This window comes from Castellaniella sp. (assembly GCF_034674885.1).
In the GTDB taxonomy this organism is placed as follows: Bacteria; Pseudomonadota; Gammaproteobacteria; order Burkholderiales; family Burkholderiaceae_B; genus Castellaniella.
The window spans coordinates 1-12,583 of sequence record NZ_JAUCDS010000011.1; the positions used below are offsets into that span (position 1 = coordinate 1).

Sequence of the window (12,583 nt, forward strand, 5' to 3'; positions counted from 1 at the left end):
CCGCGAAGGCGGCCGCACCGTGGGCGCCGGCGTCGTCGCCAAAATCATCAAGTAATTGATGCGCTGGCGGGGGCAGTGCCCCCGCCCAGACTCGTTCTTTAGGGATACCCATGAAAAGCCAGAAAATCCGCATCCGCCTGAAGGCGTTTGACTACAAGCTGATCGATCAGTCGGCCGCCGAAATCGTCGAGACGGCCAAGCGCACTGGCGCTGTGGTTCGTGGTCCCGTGCCGCTGCCCACGCGCATCCGTCGCTACGACGTGCTGCGTTCGCCGCACGTCAACAAGACCTCGCGCGATCAGTTCGAAATGCGCACGCACCAGCGCCTGATGGACATCGTGGATCCGACCGACAAGACCGTGGACGCCCTGATGCGTCTGGACCTGCCGGCCGGCGTCGACGTCGAAATCGCGCTGCAGTAATCCGGATTCGCAGCCCCTGGCGGGGTGCCGATCCGAAAACCGCCCTGCTGTCTAGGCAGGGCGGTTTTTTCATGTTAGAATCCTGGGCTTCGCCGTCTGTTTATTCAGGTGGCGAGCTGTCGTATCGGTTTTCGGTACGGCCATATCGTCGCAAGACGGTATCCGAGCCCCGGCCAATCGCAGTCGGGATTTAAGCTTAAGGGTAACAATACCCCGGAGAAAACAATGTCGAATTCGACACCTACGCCCGCGGCCTGGCGCCTCGGGCTTGTGGGGCGCAAGGTCGGCATGACCCGCATCTTTACCGAGGAAGGTGATTCCATCCCGGTGACGGTGCTGGACGTGTCCAACAACCGCGTCGCCCAGGTCAAGACGCCTGAAGTCGACGGCTATGCCGCCGTTCAGTTGGCCTACGGCAGCCGCCGCGCCTCCCGCGTGACCAAGGCCGAAGCCGGCCACTACGCCAAAGCCAGCATCGAAGCCGGCTCCATCCTGAAGGAATTCCGCCTGGATCCCGCCCGTGCCGCCGAGTTCACGGCTGGCGCCGTCGTGTCCGTGGAATCCGTCTTTCAGGTCGGCGAACAGGTCGACGTGACCGGCACCTCGATCGGTAAAGGCTTTGCCGGCACGATCAAGCGCCACAATTTCGGATCCCAGCGTGCCTCGCACGGTAACTCTCGCTCGCACCGCGTGCCCGGCTCCATCGGCCAGGCCCAGGATCCCGGTCGCGTCTTCCCGGGCAAGAAAATGTCCGGCCACCTGGGTGACGTGACCCGCACCGTCCAGAACCTGGACGTGGTGCGCGTAGATGTCGAGCGCGGTCTGCTGCTGGTCAAGGGCGCTGTCCCGGGCCACAAGAACGCCGACATCGTCGTGCGTCCGGCCGTCAAGGCCACGCCCAAGAAAGGAGCCTAATCATGGAACTCAAGCTCCTGAACGATCAGGGTCAATCCTCGGCCACCGTGGCCGGCGCCGATGACATCTTCGGCCGCGAATTCAACGAAGCGCTGGTGCACCAGATCGTCGTGGCCTATCAGGCCAACGCACGCATGGGTAACCGCGCTCAGAAGAACCGCGAAACCGTCAAGCACTCCACCAAGAAGCCGTGGCGCCAGAAAGGCACCGGCCGCGCCCGTTCCGGGATGACTTCCTCGCCGATCTGGCGTGGGGGTGGCCGTGCATTCCCGAATTCGCCCGACGAAAACTTCAGCCACAAGGTCAACAAGAAAATGTACCGCGCCGGTTTGCGCGCCATTTTCTCGCAGCTGGTGCGCGAAGACCGTCTGGCCGTGCTGGAAAGCTTCACCCTCGAAGCCCCCAAGACCAAGCTGGCTGCCGCCAAGCTCAAGGACCTGGGCATTTCCGAGTCCGTCCTGATCATCACCGATGCGCTGGACGAAAACGTCTATCTCGCAACGCGCAACCTGCCCCACGTGGCAGTGATTGAAACGCGCTATGCCGATCCGCTGTCCCTGGTCCACTACAAGAAAGTGCTGATCACCAAGCCGGCGATCGCCCAACTCGAGGAGTTGCTGGGATGAATGCCGAACGTCTGATGCAAGTCATTCTGGCGCCCGTGGTCACTGAAAAGGCCACGATGATCGCCGAAAAGAACAACCAGGTCGCTTTCCGCGTCGCTGCCGACGCCACCAAGCCCGAGATCAAGGCCGCCATCGAACTGCTGTTCAAGGTCGAAGTCGCGTCCGTGCAGGTCGCGAACCGCAAGGGCAAGGAAAAGCGCTTCGGTCGCTTCATGGGCCGTCGCCGCAACGAACGCAAGGCCTATGTGTCGCTCAAGGCCGGGCAGGAAATCGACTTTTCGGAGGTGAACTAAATGCCGCTGGTAAAAGTCAAACCCACGTCCGCCGGCCGTCGGGGCATGATCAAGGTCGTGCACCCTGAACTGCACAAAGGCCCGGGCTATGCGCCCCTGCTGGAAAGCCAATCGCGCAATTCCGGCCGCAACAACAACGGCCACATCACCGTGCGTCATCGTGGCGGTGGTCATAAGCAGCACTATCGCGTCGTCGATTTCCGTCGCAACAAGGACGGCATCGTCGCCCGCGTCGAGCGCCTGGAATACGACCCGAACCGCACGGCCCACCTGGCCCTGCTGTGCTACGCCGATGGCGAACGCCGCTACATCATCGCCCCGCGTGGGCTGGAAGTCGGTGCCACGGTCGTCTCTGGCCTGGAAGCTCCGATCCGCGCCGGCAACACCCTGCCGATCCGCGCCATCCCCGTCGGTGCCACGATCCACTGCATCGAAATGCAGCCTGGCAAGGGCGCCCAGATCGCTCGCTCGGCCGGTGCTTCCGCCGTGCTGCTGGCTCGCGAAGGCGTGTACGCCCAGGTCCGACTGCGCTCCGGCGAAGTCCGCCGCGTGCACATCGACTGCCGCGCCACCATCGGTGAAGTCGGCAACGGCGACCACAGCCTGCGCCAGATCGGCAAGGCCGGTGCCGTGCGCTGGCGTGGTATCCGCCCGACCGTTCGTGGCGTGGCCATGAACCCGGTGGATCACCCGCACGGTGGCGGCGAAGGCCGCACTGGCGAAGGCCGCGTACCCGTCAGCCCGTGGGGTACTCCCACCAAGGGCTATCGGACTCGTCGTAACAAGCGCACGGACAATATGATTGTCTCGCGCCGCAAGCGCAAATAAGGGGCGAACACTATGTCACGTTCTGTCAAGAAAGGCCCGTTCGTCGATGCGCATCTGATCAAGAAGGTCGATGCCGCCGTCGGGGGCAAAGAAAAGAAGCCGATCAAGACCTGGTCGCGTCGTTCCACCATCCTGCCCGAATTCATCGGGCTGACCATTGCCGTGCACAACGGCCGCCAGCACGTTCCCGTCTACATCAACGAGAACATGGTCGGTCACAAGCTCGGTGAATTTGCCCTGACGCGCACCTTCAAGGGTCACGCGGCGGACAAAAAGGCCAAGAGGTAAGCCATGGAAACCACCGCAATCATTCGCGGCGTCCATATTTCCGCCCAGAAGACCCGCCTGGTGGCGGATCTGATCCGCGGAAAATCCGTGGCGCACGCGCTCAATATCCTGAACTTCAGCCCGAAGAAGGCCGCCGGCATCCTGAAAAAGGCGCTGGAATCGGCGATCGCCAATGCCGAGCACAACGACGGTGCCGACATCGACGAACTGAAGATCACCACGATCTATGTCGACAAAGCCCAGTCGATGAAGCGTTTCTCGGCCCGCGCCAAGGGCCGGGGCAACCGCATCGAAAAGCAGACCTGCCACATCGTGGTCAAGGTCGGGGCCTAAGGAGTCGCAATGGGACAGAAAATTCACCCAATCGGGTTCCGCCTCGCGGTCAACCACAACTGGACTTCTCGCTGGTACGCCAACGACAAGGTCTACGGCAGCATGCTGGCCGAAGACATTCGTGTGCGTGAATACCTGAAGAAGAAACTGAAATCCGCTTCCGTGGGCCGCATCGTCATCGAGCGTCCGGCCAAGAACGCCCGCATCACCGTGTACTCGGCCCGCCCGGGCGTGGTGATCGGTCGCCGCGGCGAGGACATCGAAACGCTGAAGGCCGACCTGCAGCGCCTGATGGGCGTGCCCGTGCACGTCAACATCGAGGAAATCCGCAAGCCGGAAACCGACGCGCAGCTGATCGCCGACTCGATCACCCAGCAGCTCGAAAAGCGCATCATGTTCCGCCGCGCCATGAAGCGCGCCATGCAGAACGCCATGCGCCTGGGCGCCCAGGGCATCAAGATCATGTCCTCGGGTCGTCTGAACGGCATTGAAATCGCTCGTACCGAATGGTATCGCGAAGGCCGTGTGCCTCTGCACACGCTGCGCGCCCACATCGACTACGGCACGTCCGAAGCCCAGACCACCTACGGCATCATCGGTGTCAAGGTCTGGGTCTACAAGGGCGACATGCAGCCGAATGGCGAATTGCCCGTGGAAACCGCAGCCCCGCGCGATGAAGAGCGCCGTCCGCGCCGCGCCCCGCGTGGCGACCGCCCTGGCCGTCCTGGCGACAACCGCGGCCGTGGCCGTGGCCCGCGCCGCGATGCCGCCTCGGCAGCTCCCGCGCCCGAAGGAGAATAACCATGTTGTCACCCTCCCGCAGGAAATACCGCAAAGAGCAGAAAGGCCGCAACACCGGCCTGGCGACGCGCGGCACCAACGTGTCTTTTGGTGAGTTCGGCCTGAAAGCCACCGATCGGGGCCGTCTGACGGCTCGCCAGATCGAGGCTGCTCGTCGTGCCATCAACCGCCACATCAAGCGTGGTGGCCGTATCTGGATCCGGATTTTCCCGGACAAGCCCATCTCCCAGAAGCCCGCCGAAGTCCGGATGGGTAACGGGAAGGGCAACCCGGAATTCTGGGTCGCCGAAATTCAACCTGGCAAGGTGCTGTACGAAATGGAAGGCGTGTCCGAAGACGTCGCACGCGAAGCATTCCGCCTGGCCGCCGCCAAGCTGCCCCTGCGCACGACCTTCGTGTCGCGTCGCGCGGGCGCCTAAGGGGTACATAGATGAAAGCCAGTGAACTGCGCGAAAAAGACGCCGCCGGGCTCCAGACCGAGCTCGAGAGCCTGCTGAAGGCACAATTCAACCTGCGCATGCAGCGTGCCACCCAGCAGCTTTCCAACACCAGCCAGTTGGGCAAGGTGCGTCGCGACATCGCGCGCATCCGCACCATCATGACTGAGAACGCAGGAAAGTAACATGACCACCGAAACCCAGAAAGACACCACCAAGCGTCAGCGCACGCTGGTCGGCAAGGTCGTCAGCAACAAGATGGACAAGACGATCGTCGTCAGCGTCCAGACCCGCGTCAAGCACCCCGTGCTGGGTAAGTTCGTCAACCGCACCGCCAAATACAAGGCGCATGACGAATCCAACCAGTACAACGAGGGCGATACCGTGGAAATCGCCGAAGGTCGTCCCATCTCCAAGTCCAAATCCTGGACGGTGGTGCGCCTGATCGAGGCCGTGCGCATCATCTGATGATGCGGGTGACGCCCGGTCTCGGGCGTCATTGCCGACCCCACAGCCTCCACGCTGTGGACCAGACCCCGCCGCGAGCGGGGTTTTTTTTATATTCAGGAGACACGCATGAAACTGTTGAAGTTGCTCGGCGCGGCCGCCATTTGTTTGTCCAGTCTGGGAACCGTATCTGCGCAGGCTGCGGATGCGGACACCTGGCCATCCAGGACGATCCGGATCCTGGTGCCCTTTGGTCCCGGCTCGACGCCTGACACCATGGCGCGCATGACCGCCGATTACATCGGCCCCAAGCTGGGCGTGCCGGTCGTGGTCGAGAACAAGGCCGGGGCAGGGGGCAATATCGGTACCGCTGCCATGGCCAAGGCCGCACCGGATGGCTATACCTTTGGCATCACGATCTCCGGGCCGTTGGCGGCCAACACGGTGCTGTTTCCTAAATTGCCCTATCAACCGGCCAAGGATCTCGATTTCCTGACCATCGCGGCCACGCAGCCCAGCGTGCTGGTGGTGGCGCCGTCGCTGGATGCCCAGGGTGTCGACGACTTGCTCAAGGCCTTGCGCGCCCGGCCGGGCGACTATAACTACGGATCCATGGGCGTGGGCAGCATTTCCCATTTGGCCATGGCCGCGCTGGCTGCGACCAGCGGCACGGACATCGTCCACGTGCCGTATTCGACGTCTGCCCAGGTTGTGACCTCGATCCTGTCGGGCGAGACCCAGATGGGGATCCTGCCGGCCGCTGCGGTGATGGAACAGGTCGCATCCGGCAAGCTGCGGGCGCTGGCCGTTGCCACCGCCAAACGATCTGCCATCCTGCCCAAGTTGCCGACGTTGGCGGAATCGGGTGTGCAGGGCATCGAAGCGGACGCCTGGATGGGGTTCGTCGCGCCGCATGGCACGCCCAAGGCTGCCGAGGACCGCTTTACCCAGGAAGTCGTGCAGATGCTGAAGGACCCGGCCGTCGTCAAGCAGCTGGCCAAGCTGCATGAAGAGCCCGTGGCCAGCACGCCCGCCGAGATGCAGGCCGTCGTGCAGGGCGATCTGGAACGCTGGACGCCGGTCATCAAGGCCAACAACATCCGCTTTGACAACTGAGGCGCAGCACGTTGCCGCCTGCCGGACATGACGGACACGCCATGCGCTTGAGCATCCGAAATCAACCCGACTTCTGGGCGGGTGTCCTGTTCGTCGGTGCTGGCCTGGCCTTCGGGCTGGGCGCGCTGCGCTACCCCATCGGGCAGGCCAGTCGCATGGGGGCGGGGTATTTCCCGGCCCTGCTGGGCCTGTGTCTGATCCTGCTGGGTGCGGCCCTGGCCTGGCAGGCCTGTCGGTCCAGGGCGCAGCGTGCGTCCATCCGGCGCCCGGATTGGCGAGTGGCCGGTATCGTGCTGGGCGCGGTCTGCCTGTTTGCCGTGGCCTTGCCGACGCTGGGTGTCTTGTCGTCCGTGTTCATCCTGGTCTTCGTCAGCAGCATGGCTGGCCATGACTTCGACTGGAGGGTGGCCGTTCTGGTGGGGCTGGGCATGATGGCGTTCGTCTGGCTGGTGTTCATCCAAGGCCTGGGTCTGGTGTTCCCGGCCGGTTGGCTGGGCTGAGGGGGGCGCGATGGAATGGCTGGATCATCTGGCGCTGGGCGTGTCCGTGGCGTTCAGTCTGCAGAATCTCAGCTACTGCCTGCTGGGTTGCCTGCTGGGAACCCTGATCGGCGTGCTGCCTGGCATCGGTCCGGTGCCGACCATCGCCATGCTGCTGCCCATCACCTACGTGCTGCCGCCCGAGGCCGGGCTGATCATGCTGGCCGGCATCTATTACGGCGCGCAGTACGGCGGGTCGACCACGGCCATTCTGGTGGCGCTGCCGGGCGAGACGTCCTCGGTGGTGTCGGTGCTGGATGGATATCAGATGGCCCGGGCGGGCCGCGCCGGCGCGGCGCTGGCGATTGCCGCACTGGGGTCGTTCTTTGCCGGCTGCGTGGCCACGGTGCTGCTGGCGGCGTTCGCGCCGCTGCTGGCCCAGGTGGCATTCAAGTTCGGGCCGGCCGAATATTTTTCCCTGATGGCACTGGGCCTGCTGGCGGCCGTGGTCATGGCCTCGGGATCCTTGCTCAAGGCGATCGCCATGACGATCCTGGGATTGGCGTTGGGCATGATCGGCACCGACGTCAATTCCGGCATGCCGCGTTTCGATCTGGGTTTCCTGAAGTTGCAGGATGGCCTGGATTTTGCCGTGGTGGCCATGGGCATCTTCGGTCTGGCCGAGATCATGGCCAATCTGGAACAGCGCGAACGCCGCGTCCAGGTCATGGACAAGGTCGGGCCGCTTTATCCCAGCCGCCAGGAGTTCCGCGAATCCTGGCCAGCCAGCGTGCGCGGCACCTTTCTGGGATCGATCCTGGGGATTTTGCCCGGCGGTGGCGCGGTGCTGTCGTCTTTTGCATCCTATACCCTGGAAAAGAAGATCGCGCGGGATCCGGATCGGTTCGGCCACGGGCATCCGGCCGGCCTGGCGGGCCCCGAATCCGCCAATAACGCGGCAGCGCAGACCTCGTTCATTCCTCTGCTGACCCTGGGCATTCCCGGTAACGCGGTCACGGCCCTGATGCTGGGTGCCATGATCATCCATGATGTGCAGCCCGGCCCTCGGGTGATGACCGGGCACCCGGAAGTCTTCTGGGGCCTGGTGGTGTCCATGTGGGTGGGCAATCTGATGCTGGTGATCCTGAACCTGCCTCTGATCGGGCTGTGGGTCAAATTGCTGAAACTGCCTTACCGGGTGCTGTTCCCGGCCATCCTGGTGTTCTGCTCCATTGGCGTCTATTCTCTGGACAACAGTCTGTTCGACGTCTGGACCCTCGCGCTCTTCGGGGCGGCCGGCTATCTGTGGGCGCGGCTGGGCTGCGAATCGGCGCCGTTGCTGCTGGGCTTGGTACTGGGCCAGATGATGGAGGAGAACTTCCGCCGTGCCCTGCTGCTGTCGCGCGGTGATTTCACGACATTCCTGAATCGGCCCGTGTCCTTGTCCCTGCTGCTGGTGGCGGCCGGACTGCTGGTGCTGATCGCCGTGCCGGTGATCCGCAAGAAGCGCGACGAGGCTTTCGTCGAAGAGTGAGGAGAACACCGTGATGCTGTCTTGTCGTCGCCTGATTCCATCCGTTTTGCTGGCCATGCTGCTGGCTGCCTGCGCAACGCCACCACCGCCGGATGCCGCATCCGGCGCGCAAGCCACTGCGCCGACCACCACGGCGGCGGCGACGGCTGCCGCTGCGGCCTACGACTTCGACATGGACGTGTTCCATCCGATTGTCGCCCGCCGCAGCATGGTGGTGTCCGAACAGGAACTGGCCAGCCGGGCTGGCCTGGAAATGTTGAAAGCCGGAGGCAATGCCATCGATGCCGCTGTCGCGGTGGGCTTTACGCTGGCTGTGGTTCTGCCCAATGCCGGCAATCTCGGCGGCGGTGGCTTCATGATGGTGCATACCGCTCAGGATGGCAGGGACATCGCCCTGGATTTCCGGGAAATGGCCCCCAGTCATGCCGCGCGCGACATGTACCTGGATGCGCAGGGCAAGGTCGTCAATGGCCGGTCGCTGTTCACGCATCTGGCCGTGGGGGTGCCAGGCAGCGTGGCGGGCCTGGCGCATGCCCAGCGGCGCTGGGGGAAGCTGACCCTGGCGCAGGTGCTGGCGCCCGCCATCCGCCTGGCGGAAAACGGCTATCCGGTCAGCCGGACGCTGGCGGAGACCCTGGACAAGACCGCCAAGACCATGGGCCAGTGGCCGGCGACCCAGGCGATTTTCTGGCGTGACGGCCAGCCCCTGAAGGCAGGTGATCGGCTGGTGCAAAAAGACCTGGCGCAGTCCCTGCGCCTGATTGCCAGCCAGGGGGCCGGCGCCTTTTATCGCGGATCGATCGGCCAGAAGATTGCGGCGGAAATGGCGCGCCATGGTGGCCTGATCACGATGCGGGACCTGGCGCAATACCGTGTGGTCGAACGCACCCCGATTGTGGGCGATTACCGGGGCTATCGCATTGTCACGATGCCGCCCCCCAGTTCCGGCGGCATCCATCTGGTGCAGATCCTGAACATGATGGAAGGCTGGCCGATCAGCGATTGGGGGGCTGGCAGCGCCCAGACCATCCAGCATATGGCCGAGGCCATGAAACTCGCCTATGCCGATCGATCGGAATACCTGGGGGATACTGATTTCATCAAGGTGCCGGTGGCGGGCCTGACGTCCAAGGCCTATGCCCGCGAACTGGCTGCCACCATCAGCGCCACGCGTGCGCGGCCCTCGTCCGAGATCCGGCCAGGAAAGCCCCAGCCTTATGAAAGCGATCAGACCACGCATTTCTCGGCCGTCGATTCAGCCGGCAATGCCGTGGCGGTGACCTACACGCTGAATACCAATTTTGGCAGCGGCATCGTGGCGGACGGCACCGGCATCCTGCTCAACAACGAGATGGACGACTTTTCGGCCAAGCCTGGCGTGGCCAACGTATATGGCCTGATCGGCGGCGAGGCCAATGCCATCGAACCGGGCAAGCGGCCGCTGTCGTCGATGACGCCGACACTGGTCATGAAAGACGGCCACCCGTGGCTGGTGACCGGCAGCCCGGGCGGCGCTCGCATCATCACCACCGTCCTGGAAACCGTGGTCGACGCCATCGATTTCCGGATGAATCCGGCCGAGGCCGCCGCCACGCCCCGCTTCCACCATCAATGGTGGCCCGATCAGCTGCGGGTGGAAAAGGGCTTCAGCCCCGACACCCTGGCGCTGCTGCGCAGCTACGGCCAGCATATCGCCGTCATGCCCACGATGGGCAAGACGCAGACCATCCAGATTCGCGACGGGGTCATGTACGGCGCTGCGGACCCGCGCAATCCGGATGGGGCGGCCCTCGGCTGGTGAGCCCGCTGCACGCAGGACCAGCAGCACCGCCGGCAGGAGGCAGTTGATTTGCGCGAGGAAGCCGCTGATCTGCGTCAAGCAGTCATGCGGCATCCCGGTTCGTCGGGACACCACGAACCGGGGATCGGGTAGGATGAAGCCTGTCCCCAGCCGCGAGATTCCTTTTCATGGACATCACTTGTTTTGACGATCTGCTGCAGGCTGCCCGCCTGCAACCCGAACCACAGCGCCTGTTGTTCGTGTTTGCCACCAGCAGCGTGCCCGATGACGCCACGCCGGCGCAGAAGGCCAGCCACGCCCGGGGCGAGGGCGGCGAGCTGACCCCGTTGTTGTGCGTGGACAAGACCCCCGCCGAGCTGATGGACTTTGCCGGTCTGGTGCGGGAATCCCGCCAGACCGGCCAGGACTGGCAGGTGATGTTCGTCGCCGCCATGGCGGACCAGTCCGCCTATCTGCCGGACAACAAGGACGTGGACCAGGCCTTCCAGCGCATGACGCAGATGATCAAGTACGGCACCGTCGGGTCCTTGATGGCGTTTGACCGCGATGGAGACCCGCTGGTGTTCGGGGCGGCGTGATCGTCAGGTGGTCGTGTCCTTGTTGCGCAGTTCCTTGCGCAGGATCTTGCCCACGTTGCTGCGCGGCAGGTCGTCGCGAAATTCCACGAACTTCGGCACTTTGTAGCCGGTCAGCAGTTTGCGGCAGTGGGCAATGACGTCGGCCTCGGTCAGGGTCGGGTCCTTGCGGATCACGTAGAGTTTCACGACTTCGCCGGAAGGCCCGTTGGGCACGCCGATGGCGGCGGCTTCCAGGATGCCGGGGTGCTCGATGGCGGCGGCCTCGACCTCGTTCGGGTAGACGTTGAAACCCGACACCAGGATCATGTCCTTTTTGCGGTCCAGCAGGAAGACGTAGCCCTTGTCGTTCATGTAGCCGATGTCGCCCGTCATCAGCCAGCCATCGGCGTCGAAGACCTTGGCGGTTTCTTCCGGGCGGTTCCAGTAGCCGGCCGTGACCTGGGGGCCTTTGACGCAGATCTCGCCGGATTCCCCGATGGCCATGGTGCGGTTGTCGGTGCGGACGGCCACGTCGGTCGATGACACGGGCAGCCCGATGGATCCGTTGAAATCGACCTTGTCCAGCGGGTTGATGGTGACGGCTGGCGAGGTTTCCGTCAGCCCATAGGCCTGGGCGATAGGTTTGCCGGTGACCTTCAGCCAGCGTGTGGCGATGGCTTCCTGGACGGCCATGCCGCCGCCCAGCGTGGTGTGCAGGCTGCTGAAGTCCAGCTTGGCGAAATCCGGATGGTTCAACAAAGCGTTGAACAGGGTGTTCACCCCGGTCAGTGCGGTAAATTTCACGGTGCCCAGCTCTTTCACGAGGCCCGGAATGTCGCGTGGATTGACGATCAGCAGATTGCTGGCGCCCAGTTTCATGAAGGTCAGGCAGTTCGCCGTCAGCGCGAAGATGTGATAGAGCGGCAGGGCGGTGACGATGCATTCCTGCTCGCCCCGGCAGAAGGGTTTGATCCAGGCGTGGGCCTGGCAGACGTTTGCCACCAGATTGCCGTGGCTGAGCATCGCGCCCTTGGCCACGCCCGTGGTGCCGCCGGTGTACTGCAGGGCGGCCAGGTCGTTGCGCGACAGGGCGGGGCGGTGGTAGGGCGCGCGTGCGCCGGCTGCCAGCGCCTTGTGCAGGCGAAAGGCCCCCGGGATGTGCCAGGCTGGCACGAGATTCTTTACGTGGCGCACCACCAGGTCGGTGATCAGGCCCTTTGGAAAGCCCAGCATTTCCCCCAGGGATGTGACGACGACCCGTTTGACGGCCGTGCCCGGCAGGGCCTGCTGCAGCGTGCCGGCGAAATTTTCGGCCACGACCACGGTGGTGGCGCCCGAGTCGGCCAGCTGGTGCTGCAGTTCGTGGGCGGTGTACAGGGGGTTGGTGTTGACCACCACGGCGCCTGCCATCAGCGTGCCGAACAGGCAGATTGGGTATTGCAGCAGATTGGGCATCATCAGCGCGACCCGATCGCCCTGTCCGACTCCCTGGGATTGCAGCCAGGCTGCGAAGGCCTGGGCCTTGTCGCGGGTCTGGGCGTAGGACATGGACGCACCCATGCTGATGTACGCCGTATTGTGGGCGTATTTTCGGCAGCTGTCCTCGAAGAGGTCGACCAGCGACGCGTAGGCGGCCGCCTGGTCGGTGATGTCAGCCGGCACCCCCTTTGGGTAATGTTCCAGCCAGATGCGTTCCATGGTGCGTT

At 64.0% G+C, this 12,583-nt stretch carries 17 protein-coding genes; 16 read left to right on the forward strand and 1 reads right to left on the reverse strand.

The window, feature by feature from the left end; all coding sequences use genetic code 11:
• The first annotated feature begins 110 nt into the window (after positions 1-110).
• The 16 genes from rpsJ to VDP74_RS08045 all read left to right on the forward strand — a co-directional run bounded on the left by rpsJ (position 111) and on the right by VDP74_RS08045 (position 10,898).
• A complete protein-coding gene (gene rpsJ, locus VDP74_RS07970; RefSeq protein WP_291771496.1) occupies positions 111-422 on the forward strand; it encodes a 30S ribosomal protein S10 in 312 nt (103 codons plus the stop codon).
• Between the two features lie 225 nt (positions 423-647).
• Positions 648-1,337: a 50S ribosomal protein L3 gene (gene rplC / locus VDP74_RS07975; RefSeq protein ID WP_322999102.1), complete on the forward strand. Its 690-nt coding sequence runs from the start codon at positions 648-650 to the stop codon at positions 1,335-1,337.
• Between the two features lie 2 nt (positions 1,338-1,339).
• A complete protein-coding gene (gene rplD / locus VDP74_RS07980; protein WP_322999103.1) occupies positions 1,340-1,963 on the forward strand; it encodes a 50S ribosomal protein L4 in 624 nt (207 codons plus the stop codon).
• The gene (gene rplW / locus VDP74_RS07985; RefSeq protein ID WP_322999104.1) at positions 1,960-2,256 is read left to right on the forward strand and encodes a 50S ribosomal protein L23; all 297 of its coding nucleotides are present in this window, start codon (positions 1,960-1,962) and stop codon (positions 2,254-2,256) included. Before rplD ends, rplW begins: the two co-directional genes overlap by 4 nt.
• A complete protein-coding gene (gene rplB, locus VDP74_RS07990) occupies positions 2,257-3,084 on the forward strand; it encodes a 50S ribosomal protein L2 (protein WP_322999105.1) in 828 nt (275 codons plus the stop codon). It begins immediately after the preceding gene.
• A gap of 12 nt (positions 3,085-3,096) precedes the next feature.
• Positions 3,097-3,372 (forward strand): 30S ribosomal protein S19, encoded by a 276-nt coding sequence (rpsS, locus tag VDP74_RS07995; RefSeq protein ID WP_298014773.1) that lies wholly within the window; start codon positions 3,097-3,099, stop codon positions 3,370-3,372.
• 3 nt (positions 3,373-3,375) lie between these two features.
• The gene (rplV, locus tag VDP74_RS08000) at positions 3,376-3,705 is read left to right on the forward strand and encodes a 50S ribosomal protein L22 (protein ID WP_322999106.1); all 330 of its coding nucleotides are present in this window, start codon (positions 3,376-3,378) and stop codon (positions 3,703-3,705) included.
• Positions 3,706-3,714: 9 nt separating this feature from the next.
• Positions 3,715-4,506, forward strand: a complete 792-nt coding sequence (gene rpsC, locus VDP74_RS08005) for a 30S ribosomal protein S3 (RefSeq protein ID WP_322999107.1) — start codon at positions 3,715-3,717, stop codon at positions 4,504-4,506.
• Positions 4,507-4,508: 2 nt separating this feature from the next.
• Positions 4,509-4,925 carry a 50S ribosomal protein L16 gene (rplP, locus tag VDP74_RS08010; RefSeq protein ID WP_322999108.1) on the forward strand — a complete coding sequence of 139 codons (417 nt, stop codon included), beginning with the start codon at positions 4,509-4,511 and terminating at the stop codon, positions 4,923-4,925.
• Positions 4,926-4,936: 11 nt separating this feature from the next.
• Positions 4,937-5,128, forward strand: a complete 192-nt coding sequence (gene rpmC / locus VDP74_RS08015) for a 50S ribosomal protein L29 (protein ID WP_298014760.1) — start codon at positions 4,937-4,939, stop codon at positions 5,126-5,128.
• 1 nt (position 5,129) lies between these two features.
• Entirely contained in the window at positions 5,130-5,411 is a 282-nt protein-coding gene (rpsQ, locus tag VDP74_RS08020; protein ID WP_322999109.1) for a 30S ribosomal protein S17, read from the forward strand.
• Between the two features lie 108 nt (positions 5,412-5,519).
• Positions 5,520-6,506, forward strand: coding sequence for a tripartite tricarboxylate transporter substrate binding protein (locus VDP74_RS08025; protein ID WP_322999110.1), 987 nt, complete (start codon positions 5,520-5,522; stop codon positions 6,504-6,506).
• Between the two features lie 47 nt (positions 6,507-6,553).
• The gene (locus VDP74_RS08030) at positions 6,554-7,006 is read left to right on the forward strand and encodes a tripartite tricarboxylate transporter TctB family protein (RefSeq protein WP_322999111.1); all 453 of its coding nucleotides are present in this window, start codon (positions 6,554-6,556) and stop codon (positions 7,004-7,006) included.
• A gap of 10 nt (positions 7,007-7,016) precedes the next feature.
• On the forward strand, positions 7,017-8,519 hold the full coding sequence (locus tag VDP74_RS08035) for a tripartite tricarboxylate transporter permease (RefSeq protein WP_322999112.1): 1,503 nt from the start codon (positions 7,017-7,019) through the stop codon (positions 8,517-8,519).
• Between the two features lie 13 nt (positions 8,520-8,532).
• Positions 8,533-10,320 (forward strand): gamma-glutamyltransferase, encoded by a 1,788-nt coding sequence (gene ggt / locus VDP74_RS08040; protein WP_322999113.1) that lies wholly within the window; start codon positions 8,533-8,535, stop codon positions 10,318-10,320.
• Positions 10,321-10,487: 167 nt separating this feature from the next.
• Positions 10,488-10,898 (forward strand): ribonucleotide reductase subunit alpha, encoded by a 411-nt coding sequence (locus VDP74_RS08045; RefSeq protein WP_322999114.1) that lies wholly within the window; start codon positions 10,488-10,490, stop codon positions 10,896-10,898.
• A gap of 3 nt (positions 10,899-10,901) precedes the next feature.
• Here VDP74_RS08045 and VDP74_RS08050 read toward each other — a convergent pair whose 3' ends face one another.
• Positions 10,902-12,575, reverse strand: a complete 1,674-nt coding sequence (locus VDP74_RS08050) for an AMP-binding protein (protein ID WP_322999115.1) — start codon at positions 12,573-12,575, stop codon at positions 10,902-10,904.
• Between the last annotated feature and the right edge of the window lie 8 nt (positions 12,576-12,583).